Origin of the sequence: Brevibacterium rongguiense (assembly GCF_009857845.1) — a bacterium.
Lineage (GTDB): Bacteria > Actinomycetota > Actinomycetes > Actinomycetales > Brevibacteriaceae > Brevibacterium > Brevibacterium rongguiense.
Window position 1 is genome coordinate 18,068 of the sequence record NZ_WWEQ01000007.1, and the last position, 13,809, is coordinate 31,876.

Sequence of the window (13,809 nt, forward strand, 5' to 3'; positions counted from 1 at the left end):
CCCGCCGCGGGGTTATTCGAGCACGACCCCGCGGCGGATCGCGTTGGCCGCCCGCCGGATGACCTCGGCCGTCTGCGGCTGCGCGACGTGGGCGACCTGGCCCAACAGGTCGAGGGTCTGCTTGGCCCACCGGACGAAGTCGCCGGCCGCGATGTCCGAGCGCCCCAGCGCCGCGCTCAGGCTCCGGCCCTGCGTCCAGCGGTAGATCTGCACCGCGATCCCCAGCTCCGGCTCCGGGGTCAGCGGCAGGCGGGCATCGGCCTCGATGCGGTCGAGGCCGCGCCACAGCTCCCCGAGCTCGGCCAGCCGCTCGCCGAGGCGCTCGGTGGGCACGGTGACGGCGCCGCCCACCTCCCGGCGGGCCTGGTAGACGAGCGTCGAGGCGAACGCGGCCACCTCCGGCTCGTCGAGCCCGTCCCAGAGCCCCTCCCGGACGCTCAGCGCCGTCAGCAGGTCGCGCTCACCGTAGATGCGGCGCAGGATCGCCATCCCGTCGGGCAGGAACCCCAGCGTCTCGAGGACCTGGCACACGCGGGTGAAGACGTGGGCGATCGACGCGGTGCGCCCCTCGATCTGGGCCGCGACGGCGCTGTTCTTGCGCTCGAGCGCCTGCGCCCGCTCCGCCCACCGCGCGTGGGCCTCGCGATCCGGGCACGCGTGGCACGGGTGCTCGCGCAGCTGGCGGCGCACCGCGGCGATCTCCTCGCGCTCCGGTTCCGCGCCGTCGTCCGCCGGCTGCGCAGCGGCCGGGTCGCGGACCTTGCCCGCGGCGATCGCCTCGGAGAGCACGTCGAGCAGCCGGCGGCGCTCGGCCGGGCTGCGGTGGTTGAACTTCTTGGGCGTGCGGACGTGGCCGAGCTCGAGCGCGGGCTCGGTCACCTCGTGGGGGCGCAGGTGCCACACCTTGCCCGACTGCGTGAGCACGGTGGGCAGGCGGGTGCCGTCCTCCTCGCCGCGCAGCGGGGTGAGGACCACGCAGGCGCCGAACGAGCGCCGCGAGGGCAGCAGCACGACGTCGCCGACCTCGAGGTCGGACAGGGAGGCGAGCACCTGGCGCTGGCGCTGCTTCGAGCGCGCCTTGCCCGCCCGCTTCTCGAGCTCGCTCAGGCTCCGGCGCAGGCCGAAGTACTCCCCGAAGTCGCCCCGGTCGCACTGCATGGCGGTCTCGTAGCCGGCCAGCGCCTCGTCGTTGCGGCGGGCCCGCTTCGCCAGCCCGACCACGGAGGCGTCGGCCTGGAACTGGGCGAACGAGGTCTCGAGCACCTTCGCGGCGTCCTCGCGGGTCATGCGCGCCAGCAGGTTGGCGGCCATGTTGTACGTGGGGGCGAAGCGGCTGGAGAGCGCGTACATCCGCTTCGAGGCGAGGGCCGCGATGTCGGCGGGCTCGACGTCCGGCGACCACACGGTCACCGCGTGGCCCTCGACGTCGATGCCGCGGCGGCCGGCGCGCCCGGTCAGCTGCGTGTACTCCCCCGGCGTGATCTGGACGTGCGATTCGCCGTTGAACTTCGTGAGCTTCTCCAGCACGACCGTGCGGGCGGGCATGTTGATGCCCAGCGCGAGCGTCTCCGTGGAGAAGACGACGCGCAGGAAGCCGCCGGCGAAGAGCTCCTCCACGAGCTCCTTGAACTGCGGGATGAGGCCGGCGTGGTGCGCCCCGAAGCCGTTGACGAGGCCCGCGGCGAAGCTGCCGAAGCCCAGCACCCCGAGGTCCTCCGAGCCCAGCTGCTCCTGCAGCTCGTCGAGGCGGGCCATGATGTGGCGCTTCTGCTCGCGGTCGGTGAGGTCGAGGCCCGCCGCGAGGCACTGCTCGACGGCGTCGTCGCAGGCGTTGCGGGAGAAGATGAAGTAGATGGCCGGCAGCAGGCCGTCGGCGTCGAGCTCGCGGATGATGGCCGCGCGCCCGGGGCGGTGGAAGCGCGGCGGCCGGCCCCCGCGCCGCCCCCCGCGGCCCCGGCGCGCCTGGTAGGGCCGCACCGCCTGCTGGAGGTCGCGGTCGACCTCGAAGCCGCGCGGAGCGAAGAGCGGGTAGAGGTCCGTGCCGACGGCCACGTGGTTGTACAGCGGCACGGGGCGGTGCTCGGAGACGATGACGTCGGTCGAACCGCGGACCTCGGCGAGCCAGTCGCCGAACTCCTCCGCGTTGGACACGGTGGCCGACAGGCACACGAGCAGCACGTGGGGCGGGAGGTGGATGATGACCTCTTCCCACACCGGCCCGCGGAACCGGTCGCCCAGGAAGTGCACCTCGTCGAGCACGACGTAGCGCAGGGTGCTCAGGTCGGCGCCCGAGTAGATCATGTTGCGCAGCACCTCGGTCGTCATGACGACGATCTGCGCATCCCGGTTGATCGAGGTGTCGCCGGTGAGCAGGCCCACGCGGTCCTCCCCGTAGGCCGCGCACAGCTCCTGGTACTTCTGGTTGCTCAGCGCCTTGATGGGGGTCGTGTAGAACACGCGGACGTCCTGGGCCACGGCGAGCATGACGGCGAACTGGGCGAGCACGGTCTTGCCGGCCCCGGTGGGCGCCGCGACGAGCACGGAGCGGCCCTCCTGGAGAGCCGCGCAGCCCTCGCGCTGGAAGTCGTCGAGCGGGTACGGCAGCGCCGCCTCGAAGGCGCCCAGCTCGCCGGCGTCGAGTGCGGCGCGGCGGCGGGAGGCGGCATAGGCCTGTGCGGGTGAGGGATCGGCTGGCATCGGGCCAGTCTATCGGCCGGCCCGGGGGTCAGTCGTCGTCGTCGACGACGGCGGGCTCGACCCACGTGCCCGCCGCGATCGCCCGCGCTTTGCGGCGCCGGTCGCCGAGCGCGCAGATCGCCCAGGCGAGGACGAACATGACGAGCATCGGCACGACGAGGTAGAACATCGAGATCGCATCCGGCGAGGGCGTGGCCACGGCGGCGAACGCGAAGACGAGGACCACCAGCCAGCGCCAGGAGCGGCGCAGCGTCGCAGCGGAGAGCAGGCCAAGCATGTTGAGGCCCACCATGAGCACCGGCAGCACGAACGCGATCCCGAACACCACGATGATGAGCATGACGAACGTCAGGTAGTCCTGGGCGGGCACGATGTACGAGGCCCCCGAGGGGATGAGCTCGCCGAGTGCGGCCACGGCGTTGGGCAGCGCGAAGAACGCGCACGCCGCCCCGGCGAGGAACAGCGGCAGCGCGGTGAGCAGGAAGCCCAGGCTGTAGCGCACCTCGGTGCGGGTGAGGCCCGGGACGATGAACGCCCAGAGCTGGTAGAGCCAGATGGGCAGCGTGAGGAAGATGCCGATGAAGACCGAGACCTTCAGCCGGATGTCGAAGGGCGAGGCGATGCCCGCGAAGTTCAGCTCCGCGGTGCGGCCCTGGCTGCGGGCGACCTCGTCGATGGGCGCCTGGAGCAGTGCCAGCACCGGGTCGTAGAGGAACCAGCCCACGGCCGAGCCGATGAGCAGCGCGGCACCGACGATGACGACGCGGTTGCGCAGCTCGCGCAGGTGGCCCATGAGCGGCATCCGCCGCTCGCGGTTCTTCTGACGGCGCGGCTTCTTCGCCCGGCCCGGAAGGGAGTCGACCACCGCCGGTCAGGGATTGCGCTGCTCGGAGCCCTGCACATCGGCGCGGCGGGCGGCCTCGGCTGCCGGGTCGGCCTGCGGAGCGGAGGCGGGCGCCGCGGGCGGCGCGTCCGTGATCTCCGCGGAGCGCTTGGCATCCGCATCGTCGCTGCGCATGTCCTTGACCTCGTCCTTGAAGACCTTCATCGACTTGCCGAGGTTCTTCGCCACCGACGGCAGCTTGGCGGCGCCGAAGATGAGCACGATGACGAGCACGACGATCATGACGTGCATGGCGGAGGGGTGAAACATGTGCGGCTCCTAAGGTTGATCCGCCCCTAGTCTACGCGCCCGGCCGCCTGGGCCGCGATCCGCGCGGCATCCGCGGCGAGTCCCGGCGGCTCGACGGCGAGCACGTGGCGGCCGTGGGCCAGGAGGAGGCGGGTGAGCCACTCGCGGGAGTGCACCCGCAGCTGCGCCCGGACCGTGCCGGGCCCGGCCGCGTCGTAGTCGACGGCCGTGGTCTCGAGCTCGTCGGCCAGCCACGCGGCCTCCGGGGCGAAGGTGAGCGCGACCCCGAGTCCCTCGTCGCGCGGGCCGCCCGCCCCCGCAGCGGCGCCGGCGGGCACCTCGGGAACGGGGGCTGAGGCGAAGCCGCGGATGGCGGAGACGGCGAAGGTGCGCGGGCCGCCGGAGGTGTGGCACCACGCGTCGAGGTACCAGGCGCCGGCCAGGCGCAGCCGCTTGGGGGTCACGAGGCGGTGGGTGAGCTCATCGCGGGCGGCCACGTAGTAGTCGAGGGCGAGGCCCTCGCCGCGGGCGCGCGCCTGCGCCAGCGCCGCCTGCAGCGCGGCCGGGCGCTCCGGCACGCGCACGTCCACGGCACCGCCGGCGGGGCTCAGGGCGGCAGCGGCCGACACCTTCGCCCGCACCCGCGCGATCGTGGCGGGCTCGACGTCGTCGACCTCGGCGAGGTAGTCGAGCGCGATGAGCAGCGCCCGCGCCTCCCGCGAGCTCAGCCGCACGGGGACGGAGACCTCGTCCGCGTTCGCCACGTAGATCCGGTCGCCCTCCCAGTTGGCCTCGATGAGGTCATCGGGCATGTGGCCGGGCCGGCCGGAGACGAAGAGGAGCTCGAGGTCGTCGATGAGCTGGGCGGGGGTGATGCCGAAGACGTTCGCGGTCGTCGCGATGCCCGTGCCGGGGTTGCGGGTGAGGTAGGGCACAAGGCCCAGCAGGCGGGCGAGCCGCTCGGATGCGTCAGCCACGGTCGGCTCCCTGGGGCGCGGCGATCGCCACCAGTGCCGCGGCGGTCTCCCGCAGGCGCGCCGCGTAGGCGGTGCGCAGGGCCGCGGGCGCGAGCGGCTCGACCGCTGGGGCGAAGCCCAGCAGGCGGGCTGTGAGCGATTCCGCGTCGTCGAAGTCGAGCTCGAGGCCGTCCCAGTCCTCGCGGCCGGCACCGGGGGCGGGCACCCCGGCGTCCTGGGCCGCCGCGGCGGCGGCGCCGAGCGCGCGGCCCTCGCGGCGCAGGGGGTCGGCCCGCCCGGGCTCGAGCGCGAGCAGCGCCGTGCGCGCGCCCTCGGGCGCCCGCTCCGGGGCGAAGTAGTCCTCCGCGCGGAAATCCGTGGGGATCGCGTAGTCGCCCGCGGCGCGCGAGCGCAGCGGCCTCACGGGGCCCGCGATCCGGCTGAGGCGGAACGTGCGCACCGCATCGCGGTCGATGTCACGGCCCACGGCGTAGACCCGGTCGCCGCGGGTGAGCAGCGCATAGGGCTCGAAGCGGCGGCGGTGCAGCCGGTCGCCCGGTCGGCGGTAGTCGAACTCGACCGGGCGCCGGTCGCCGAGCGCCGCGACGAAGGTGGCGAACAGCCCGGAGGCCATGCGCGCCGGGGGCACCTCGCGGTCGGCTCCCCCGCCGATGTCGAGGCCGAGCCCGCGCAGCTTCGTCACCGCACGCGCCGTGTCGGCGGCGAGCTCGGAGCCCTCGAAGACCGTCTGGGCAACCGATAGCACACCCGCCTCCTCCGGGGTCAGGACGATGGGCGGCAGCGCGTAGTCGCCCTCCGTGATGCGGTAGCCGTACGCCGTCTCACCGGTGTCCGCATCGGACCAGTCCGTCGTGGAGATCTCGATGCCCAGGCGCCGCAGGAGGTCCTTGTCCCGGCTGAACATGCGGTCGAATGCCGCGTTGTCCGGCTGCGCGCGGTAGTCGTCCAGCGCTGCGCGCAGCGAATCGCGGTCGATCCAGCCGCGCGCCGAGCGCAGCGCGATGAGCAGGTTGAGCAGCCGCTCGGTCTGCTTCCTCACCCGGTCCATGGACGGCCTGCGGAGCTCAGACCGCGTCGACGAGGTCGCAGACGAAGACGAGGGCCTCACCGGGGGCGATGACGCCCGGGACGCCGCGCTCACCGTAGGCCAGGGCCGCCGGGATGCGCAGGGTGCGCCGGCCGCCCACGCGCATGCCCAGCAGGCCGCGGTCCCAGCCCTCGATGACCTTGCCGGTGCCGACGGTGAAGCGCAGCGGCTCCCCGCGGTCCCAGCTTGCGTCGAACTGCTCGCCGGTGGACTGCGCGACGCCCACGTAGTGGACGGCGACGGCATCGCCGGGCTGAGCCTCGCGGCCCTCGCCGACGATGTCGTCGATGATCTCCAGTTCGGTGGGCGGGGTCTCGCCGGGGAAGTCGACCTCGGGCTTCGTGCGGTCCATGGTGTGCTCCTTGGGTGGGCGGTTGGGTGCGGGGGGGGTAGGCGCGGGCCGGGTCAGCCGGCGGCGGAGAGGATGTCGACGACGAAGACGAGGGTGGAGTTCGCCGGGATCGAGCCGCTCTCCTGAGCACCGTAGCCCTTGTCCGGCGGCACGACGAGGAGGATCTGCGAGCCTACCTTCTTGCCGACGACGCCCTCGTCCCAGCCGGCGATGACCTCGCCGCCGCCGGTGGTGAAGCTGAACGGCTGGCCCTTGTCCCAGCTGGAGTCGAAGGTCTTCGTGTTGTCGGTCCACAGCCAGCCGGAGTACTGGACGCTGACCTTCTGGCCCTTCTTCACCTCGGCGCCCTTGCCCTCGATCACGTAGTCCGACACGAGGGAGGTCGGCGCCTTGCCCTGGGGTTTCGCGATGGAGGGCTTGCCCTTGGCGTCGCGGGTGACCTTCGGCATCCCCTTCGCGGGGGCGACGGCCTTGCCCTCGGCCTTCGTGTAGGTCTTGGGCGCGTTCTCCTGCTTGACGATGTCGATGATGTAGACGAGCGTCTGGGCGGCTTCGCCCTGCTGCGCGCTGCCCTGCATCGCGACCGCGATGCGCGAGCCGACGGGCTGGCCCTCGAGCGCGGAGTAGAGGTCCTCGCTGATGCCGTTCTCCTTGTCCATGGGGAACGTGGCGGGCTTGCCCTGGTCGTAGGTCGAATTGGCGACCTTGCCGGTGGTGCCGGAGACCATGGTGATGTTCGCGCTCACCTGCTTGCCGGCGGCGAGCTTCTCCCCCGAGCCCGTCACGAGCGTCTTGTGCGCCGGCTTGGCGATGACGAGGGGGGTGGGGAACTCCACGGAGGGCTTGGCGTCGGGCTTGCCCGTGACCTTGACGGCGTCGAGCGAGTCGGCCGCCGCGGACTGGGAGCCGCTGGCCTGGGGCGTCTCGCCCCCGCCCTCGTCGTCCCCGTTCCCACCGCAGCCGGTGAGGGCGAGCACGGTGACGGCACACGCGGCGAGGATTCTTCTGCGCACGGATTTCCTTCCTGAGGCGGTCAGCTGCGGGCCGCCGGGCATGAGGGGGCTGAAGGGGCGGGCGTTGGCCTGTGGGCGCGGCCTGACGGTCATGGCGCGGGCGGGCCACTGGGCGCGGTGTCGGCGCGCAGTGCGGCGATGAGGGCCGTCGCGGGCTCGCTGGCGTGGGCGAAGGGGTCCTTGAGCACGACGGCGCGCTGGGCGTGGTCGTTGAGGCGCAGGTGCACCCAGTCCACCGTGTAGTCCCGCCGCGCGTCGTGGGCGGCGGCCACGAAGTCGCCGCGGATCGCGGCGCGGGTGGTGGCGGGGGCACAGTCCTTGGCAGCCTCGATCGCAGCGGCGTCGACCACCCGGGCCGCGAGGCCCGCGGCCTCGAGCCGGGGGAAGAGCCCGCTGCCGGGGGTGAGGTCGTGGTAGGCGACATCGAGGCGCTGGACTCGCGGATCGGCGAGCCCGGCCTCGGAGCGCTCGAGGTAGCGGTCGATGAGCTTCTTCTTGATGACCCAGTCGATCTCCGTGTCCACGGCGGAGAAGTCACCGGTCTCGAGGGCTGCGAGCATCCGCTCCCAGCGGTCGATGACCCGTGCCGCGGCCGCGTCGTCGCCCAGGCTGTGGTCGCCGGCGGCCACGAGCGCCGCGGCGCGCTCCAAGTAGCGGCCCAGCAGCTCGCGTGCGGTCAGGGTGGCCCCGGAGCGCAGCTCGAGCACCGTGGAGCCCGTCAGGTCGCGCGCGATGCGGCGGATGTCGCGGATCGGGTTGCGCAGGCTGAGGTCCTCGAGCGGCACGCCGGCCTCGATGAGGTCGAGGACGAGGCCCGCGGAGCCGACCTTGAGCTCGCTCGTCGTCTGCGACATCGAGGAGTCGCCCACGATGACGTGCAGGCGACGGTACTTCTCCGCGTCCGCGTGCGGCTCGTCGCGGGCGTTGATGATGGGCCGCGAACGGGTCGTGGCCGAGGACACGCCCTCCCACATGACGTCCGAGCGGGCGGAGAGGCCGTAGACGAGCTCGCCGGTGCGCACCGGCGGCGCCTGGCCGGCGCTCGGGGCGCGGTTCGCATCCGCGGGGGCGATCTCCGTGCTGATCCCGGCGGGCAGCACCGCACCGGCGCCCACGAGGAGCTGGCGGGCGACGAGGAACGGCAGGAGCACGCCGGTGAGGTGCTTGAAGTCCACGCTGCGCCGGATGAGGAAGTTCTCGTGGCTGCCGTAGGAGTTGCCGGCGGAGTCCTTGTTGTTCTTCACGAGGTGCGCGGTGCCGGCCGCGCCCTCGTCGGCCAGCGCATCCTGGGCGCGGCCCAGGAGGTCGACCATGATGGCCTGGCCCGCGCCGTCCTGGGCGACGAGGTCGGGCAGCCGGTCGCACTCCGCGGTGGCGTACTCCGGGTGCGAGCCCACATCGAGGTAGAGCCGCGCGCCGTTGGGCAGGAAGACGTTGGACGACCGGCCCCAGGCGACGACGGGGCGGAACAGGTAGCGGGCGATCTCCTCGGGGCCCAGCCTGCGGCCGGATTCGGAGGGGGTGAAGGCGATGCCGTATTCGGTCTCAAGGCCGAAGATGCGCTTCACTGGCCGCCCTTCTGGACGAAGTTGCGCACGAAGTCCTCGGCGTTGGTCTCCAGCACCGAGTCGATGTCGTCGAGGACGTCGTCGACGCCCTGCGTGTTCGCCTGCGCCTGCACCTGGCCGAGCTCGGCCGGCTCCTCGCCGTGGCCCGAACCCCCGCGCGGCTGGGCGCGGAACTGCTCCTGGCTCATCTCAGACCTCTCCTTCCGTGGTCGTGTCCCCCAGTCTAGTGACGCCGAGCGCCCGCAGCAGTGACGGGGCGTCGCGGGCCCCGGCGATCCGCTCCTCCAGCAGCGCGCGGGTGCCCTTGAGCGGGTACTTCATGGGCACGCGCACCAGCCCCCCGTCCACGGAGAACACGAGCGAGTCCCAGCTGGCGGAGACGAGCTGCTGGCCGAAGCGCTCCACGGCTGTGCCGCGCAGCCACGCGCGGGTGTCCGCCGGCGGCTCCGCCGCGGCCCGCGCCACCGCGGCGTCGTCGGTGAGGCGCCGGATCCTGCCGGCGGCCTCGAGGCGGTAGAACAGGCCCTTCTCCGGGCGCACATCGGCGTACTGGACGTCGATGAGCGCGAGCTTCGGGTGGTCCCACGCGAGGCCCTCGCGCCGACGGTAGCCCTCGAGGAGCGAGAGCTTGGCCACCCAGTCGACGGAGTCGGCGAGCTCCATGGGATCGGTCTCGAGCGCGGTGAGGAAGCGGCGCCACTCGGCGAGCACCTCGGCGGTGGCGGCGTCCGGCTGCGCGCCGGCGGCGGCCTCGCACGCCTCGAGGTAGGCCCGCTGGACTGCCAGGGCGGTGGTCTGCGTGCCGTCGGCCAGGGCGAGGGGCCTGGCCAGGGTGAGGTCGTGGGAGACATCGCGCAGCGCCTGGACGGGGTCGGCGAGCTCGCAGGCGGGCGCCAGGCCCTCCTCGATGAGGCCGAGCACCAGGGCGGTGGCCCCGAAGCGCACGAGCGTCGCGGGCTCGGCGAGGGTCGCATCGCCCACGATGACGTGGAGGCGGCGGTACCGGGCGGGATCCGCGTGGGGCTCGTCGCGGGTGTTGATGATCGGCCGGCGCAGGGTCGTCTCGAGCCCCACCTCGGCCTCGAAGAAGTCCGCGCGCGAGGACAGCTGGTAGCCGGGCTCCTCGCCGGACATCCCGAGGCCCACGCGCCCGGCGCCGCACAGCACCTGGCGGGTGACGAAGAACGGGGTGAGGCCCGCGACGATGTCGTCGAACTCGACGCTGCGGTCCACGAGGTAGTTCTCGTGCGCGCCGTAGGACGAGCCCTTCGAGTCCGTGTTGTTCTTGTAGAGGTTGACCGGCTCCGGGCTCTGGGCCAGCGCGCGGACCGCCTGGAGCGCCACGAGGTCGCCGGCCCGGTCGTAGAGCACGAGGTCGCGGGGGGCGAGCACCTCCGGGCACGAGTACTCGGGGTGGGCGTGGTCGACGTAGAGCCGTGCGCCGTTCTCCAGCACCACGTTGGCCAGGTACTGCGATTCCGGCTGCGCGTCCGGCAGGTGGGTGAGCTGGGAGGTGTGCGCCTCGGCGACGTTCATGAGGAACCCGCGCGCATCGGCCAGCGGCGACTCGGCGGCGAAGTCCCAGAAGCTCTGCGAGGACTTCAGTCCGCGAGGGCCGGCATAGGCGTCGACGACGCGCGCCGAATCGCGCATCGGATTGGCCCGCGGGTTGCCCTGCTGCCAGATGCCGAACTCCGTCTCCGCGCCCATCACGCGCCGCGCGCTCACCATGGCGTCTCCCCTCATCGGTCCGTCTACACTCTAAGCGTGCCTGCTAAGAGAACCTCGCATCTGCCCGTCGCCCTGCTCGTGGACCTCGTGCTCGTCGCCGTCTTCGCGGTCGTCGGGCACTACACCCACGAGCACAGTCTCGAGGTCGCGGGCCTCGTGCGCACCGCCTGGCCGTTCCTCGCGGCGCTCGCCGCGGCGTGGGTGCTCAACGCGGTCTGGTCCGCACCGCTCGCGCCGCTGCGCACGGGCGCCGGGATCTGGGCGACCACCGTGCTCGTGGGCATGATCATCCGCTTCCTCGCCGGCCAGAGCGGCACCGGGATCCCCGGCACGTTCCTCATCGTCGCGGCCTCGTTCAACCTGCTCACGCTCGTGGGCTGGCGGCTCATCGCCACCGCCGTCGCCGGCCGCTCGCGCTGAGCGGCCGGCGCCGCGCGGGCCTCACAGCACGGTGGGGTCCGGGGTGCCGGTGACGGCCGCGCCCGCCTCCGGCGCCGAGGCGCCGGCCGGGCCGCGCTCGGCCGCGGGCTCGAGCACGACGGGCGCGGCGGGCTCGTGGTCGATCATCCGCAGGTGGGTGACCCGCTCGCCCTTGCGCCCGGAGATCCGGGCCCACTCGTCCGGGTTCGACGAGTTGGGCATGTCCTCGTGCTCGAGGAACTCCTCGCCGATCGCCTGGTCGAGGTGCTCCCAGCGGATGCCCCGCTCGCCGGTGGACAGCAGCGACTTGATCGCGTGCTTCTTCGCCCGGTCGACGACGTTGGCGATCATCGCGCCGGAGGCGAAGTCGGCGAAGTGGAGGAGCTCGCGGCCGCCGTCGGCGTAGGTCAGCTCGACGAACTCGTTGGCGGCACTGGGTTCGAACATGCGCTCGACGCAGCGCTCGATGAGCGACTCGACGGCCCGCTGGCGGGCCTCGGGCCCGTCCGAGCCCGCGAGCACCGAGGGGTGCAGGGGCAGCTCCGGGGTGAGGTACTTCGAGAAGATGTCGACGGCGGCGGCCGCGTCGGGGCGCTCGATGCGGATCTTCACGTCGAGCCGGCCCGGGCGCAGGATCGCGGGGTCGATGAGGTCCTCGCGGTTCGAGGCGCCGATGACGATCACGTTGTCGAGCCGCTCGACGCCGTCGATCTCCGCGAGGAGCTGCGGGACGATCGTCGTCTCCACGTCCGAGGACTTGCCCGTCCCGCGGGTTCTGAACAGCGACTCCATCTCGTCGAAGAACACGACGACGGGCGAGCCGGCGGTGGCCTTCTCCCGGGCGCGCGAGAAGATGAGGCGCAGCTGGCGCTCGGTCTCCCCCACGTACTTGTCGAGCAGCTCGGGGCCCTTGATGTTGAGGAAGTAGGAGCGCTGCGGCTGGCCCGTGCGGCGCTGCGAGATCGAGTTCGCCACGGCCTTCGCGATGAGCGTCTTGCCGCAGCCGGGAGGGCCGTAGAGGAGGATGCCCTTGGGCGGCTTGAGGCCGTGCTCAGTGTAGAGCTCGGGGTGCTCGAACGGCAGCTCGACGGCGTCCTGGATCATGTCGATCTGCGCCTGCAGGCCGCCGATGTCGCTGTAGGAGATGTCCGGGACGGTCTCGAGCAGCAGTGAGGCGACCTCCGGCTTCTCCACCTTCTCCGCGGCGAAGTGGGTGCGGGTGTCCACGAGCACCGCATCGCCGGGCCGGACGCCCTGGGCGGCCAGGGCGCCGGTGAGCCGATAGACCTGCTCGTCGTCGCCGGGAGCGCCCACGAGGATGCGGTCCGAGCCGATCCGCTCGCGCACCGTGGCGACGGCGCCGGCCTGCGGGTAGTCCGCGGCCTCGAGGGCCACGAGGCCCTCGGACAGGCGCACGTCGATGCCGGGCACGAGCGAGGCGAGGTCGAGGTCCGGGGCGATGGCCACGCGCATCCGGCGCCCGGCGTAGAGGACGTCGAGGACGTGCGCGCCCTCGGCGAGCTCGATGACCTCGAGCACGGTGGCGTAGGAGTTCGGCGGCTCGCTGAGCCGCTCGGCCTCGCCGCGGATGCGCACGAGCTCCTCGCGCGCTGTGCGCAGCGTCTTGCTCAGGGCCTCGTTGCGCTGGCCCGCGGTGAACAGCTGCTGGCGCAGCGCCGCGGAGTCCTTGCGCAGCCGGTCGAGCTCGGTGTCCGTGCTCCGGTCCGAGGCCTGTGTCATGCTTCCTCCCGATTCGTGCCTGTAGTGTTCTCTGCGGTGCCGGGGCCCGGTGCGGGCGGGTCGCCCGCTGGCGCGCCGCTGCCGAGGTGGCGCCCGCGCCGGCCGGCGTCCCGGACCGCGCGGCGCAGCTTCTTGGGCGTGGGCTCCCGCTGTCCAAGGGAACGCTCCGTGACCTCGCCGGATTCCCATGCGGCGCGATCGGCCGCGCTGGGCTCGGTGCCCTGGGGCCGCTTGCGCCGCTCGAGCGGCCGCTCACCGGGCGCCAGGAGGCGCGCGGTGAGGAGGAAGCCCGTGTGGGCGATCATGCGGTGCTCCGGCCGCACGGCCAGCCCCTCGAGGTGCCAGTCGCGCACGGTGGACTCGAAGGCGTGGGCCTGGGCGTAGCGGCCCGAGGCGCGGATGGCCTCCGCCGTGCGCGAGAGCTGGGGCACGGTGGCGACGTAGACGATGAGCGTGCCGCCCGGTGCAAGGGCCGTGGAGACCGCGTCGAGGCACTCCCAGGGCGCGAGCATGTCGAGCACGACGCGGTCCACCTCGCCGGGCCCGAAGGCCCGGGGCAGCTCGGCTGCGAGGTCGCCCACCGTGAGGTCCCACGCGGGGTGGGGGCCGGCGAAGAAGTCCTCCACGTTGCCGCGGGCGATCGCGGCGAACTCCTCGCGGCGCTCGAACGAGTGCAGGCGGCCCCCGTCGCCCACGGCGCGCAGCAGCGCGAGCGTGAGCGCGCCCGAGCCCACGCCGGCCTCGACCACGGTGGCCCCGGGGTAGATGTCGCCGAGCGTCACGATGAGGGCGGCGTCCTTGGGGTAGACGACGGCGGCCCCGCGTGGCATGGAGAGGACGAAGTCCTCGTAGCTGGGCCGCAGCGCCTGGTAGGCGATGTCGCCGGAGTTGTGCACGACGATGCCCTCGGGGCGCCCGATGAGGTCGTCGTGGGCGATGATGCCGCGGTGGGTGTGGAACTCCTGGCCCGGGGTGAGGAGGATCGTGTGCATCCGGCCCTTGGGGTCCGTGAGCTGGACCTTGTCGCCGGCGCGCAGCGGGCCGCGGCGGTCGGCGGCCCCAACGGGAGAAGACGTCATTTGGCCTACCTTA

The 13,809-nt window shown here is 73.0% G+C and carries 13 protein-coding genes; 1 reads left to right on the forward strand and 12 read right to left on the reverse strand.

From position 1 onward, the window contains the following. Positions 1-12: 12 nt before the first annotated feature. The 10 genes from GSY69_RS02730 to dop form a co-directional block, all read right to left on the reverse strand. Positions 13-2,697, reverse strand: coding sequence for a DEAD/DEAH box helicase (locus GSY69_RS02730; RefSeq protein ID WP_160952364.1), 2,685 nt, complete (start codon positions 2,695-2,697; stop codon positions 13-15). A gap of 28 nt (positions 2,698-2,725) precedes the next feature. After that, complete coding sequence (gene tatC, locus GSY69_RS02735) at positions 2,726-3,562, reverse strand: twin-arginine translocase subunit TatC (protein WP_328698735.1); 837 nt, start codon at positions 3,560-3,562, stop codon at positions 2,726-2,728. 6 nt (positions 3,563-3,568) lie between these two features. Continuing rightward, the gene (gene tatA, locus GSY69_RS02740; RefSeq protein ID WP_235936233.1) at positions 3,569-3,850 is read right to left on the reverse strand and encodes a twin-arginine translocase TatA/TatE family subunit; all 282 of its coding nucleotides are present in this window, start codon (positions 3,848-3,850) and stop codon (positions 3,569-3,571) included. Between the two features lie 26 nt (positions 3,851-3,876). Next, positions 3,877-4,806 carry a WYL domain-containing transcriptional regulator gene (locus tag GSY69_RS15100; RefSeq protein WP_160952365.1) on the reverse strand — a complete coding sequence of 310 codons (930 nt, stop codon included), beginning with the start codon at positions 4,804-4,806 and terminating at the stop codon, positions 3,877-3,879. Next, the gene (locus tag GSY69_RS15105) at positions 4,799-5,845 is read right to left on the reverse strand and encodes a helix-turn-helix transcriptional regulator (protein WP_160952366.1); all 1,047 of its coding nucleotides are present in this window, start codon (positions 5,843-5,845) and stop codon (positions 4,799-4,801) included. The genes GSY69_RS15100 and GSY69_RS15105 overlap by 8 nt, the downstream gene beginning before the upstream one ends. Positions 5,846-5,870: 25 nt before the next feature. Next, positions 5,871-6,245 (reverse strand): FKBP-type peptidyl-prolyl cis-trans isomerase, encoded by a 375-nt coding sequence (locus GSY69_RS02755; protein WP_160952367.1) that lies wholly within the window; start codon positions 6,243-6,245, stop codon positions 5,871-5,873. A gap of 53 nt (positions 6,246-6,298) precedes the next feature. Beyond that, complete coding sequence (locus GSY69_RS15110; RefSeq protein ID WP_328698736.1) at positions 6,299-7,258, reverse strand: FKBP-type peptidyl-prolyl cis-trans isomerase; 960 nt, start codon at positions 7,256-7,258, stop codon at positions 6,299-6,301. Positions 7,259-7,347: 89 nt separating this feature from the next. Continuing rightward, the gene (pafA, locus tag GSY69_RS02765) at positions 7,348-8,826 is read right to left on the reverse strand and encodes a Pup--protein ligase (RefSeq protein ID WP_160952368.1); all 1,479 of its coding nucleotides are present in this window, start codon (positions 8,824-8,826) and stop codon (positions 7,348-7,350) included. Further along, positions 8,823-9,014, reverse strand: coding sequence for a ubiquitin-like protein Pup (locus tag GSY69_RS02770; protein ID WP_160952369.1), 192 nt, complete (start codon positions 9,012-9,014; stop codon positions 8,823-8,825). Before GSY69_RS02770 ends, pafA begins: the two co-directional genes overlap by 4 nt. A gap of 1 nt (position 9,015) precedes the next feature. Then, entirely contained in the window at positions 9,016-10,557 is a 1,542-nt protein-coding gene (dop, locus tag GSY69_RS02775) for a depupylase/deamidase Dop (RefSeq protein ID WP_160952418.1), read from the reverse strand. A 36-nt stretch (positions 10,558-10,593) separates the two neighbouring features. Between dop and GSY69_RS02780 the strand changes: the two genes are divergently transcribed. Continuing rightward, positions 10,594-10,977, forward strand: coding sequence for a DUF3054 domain-containing protein (locus GSY69_RS02780; protein WP_160952370.1), 384 nt, complete (start codon positions 10,594-10,596; stop codon positions 10,975-10,977). A gap of 21 nt (positions 10,978-10,998) precedes the next feature. Here the strand turns inward: GSY69_RS02780 and arc are convergent, their stop codons facing one another. Then, entirely contained in the window at positions 10,999-12,717 is a 1,719-nt protein-coding gene (gene arc / locus GSY69_RS02785) for a proteasome ATPase (protein ID WP_202410762.1), read from the reverse strand. Then, positions 12,714-13,796, reverse strand: coding sequence for a tRNA (adenine-N1)-methyltransferase (locus tag GSY69_RS02790; protein ID WP_160952371.1), 1,083 nt, complete (start codon positions 13,794-13,796; stop codon positions 12,714-12,716). The genes arc and GSY69_RS02790 overlap by 4 nt, the downstream gene beginning before the upstream one ends. Positions 13,797-13,809: the final 13 nt, after the last annotated feature.

Bases quoted from the DNA above. Each gene is read 5' to 3' on its own strand.
- GSY69_RS02730 (WP_160952364.1), bottom strand. From the start codon at position 2,697: ATGCCAGCCGATCCCTCACCCGCACAGGCCTATGCCGCCTCCCGCCGC.
- tatA (WP_235936233.1), bottom strand. From the start codon at position 3,850: ATGTTTCACCCCTCCGCCATGCACGTCATGATCGTCGTGCTCGTCATC.
- GSY69_RS02755 (WP_160952367.1), bottom strand. From the start codon at position 6,245: ATGGACCGCACGAAGCCCGAGGTCGACTTCCCCGGCGAGACCCCGCCC.
- GSY69_RS02770 (WP_160952369.1), bottom strand. From the start codon at position 9,014: ATGAGCCAGGAGCAGTTCCGCGCCCAGCCGCGCGGGGGTTCGGGCCAC.
- dop (WP_160952418.1), bottom strand. From the start codon at position 10,557: ATGGTGAGCGCGCGGCGCGTGATGGGCGCGGAGACGGAGTTCGGCATC.
- arc (WP_202410762.1), bottom strand. From the start codon at position 12,717: ATGACACAGGCCTCGGACCGGAGCACGGACACCGAGCTCGACCGGCTG.
- GSY69_RS02790 (WP_160952371.1), bottom strand. From the start codon at position 13,796: ATGACGTCTTCTCCCGTTGGGGCCGCCGACCGCCGCGGCCCGCTGCGC.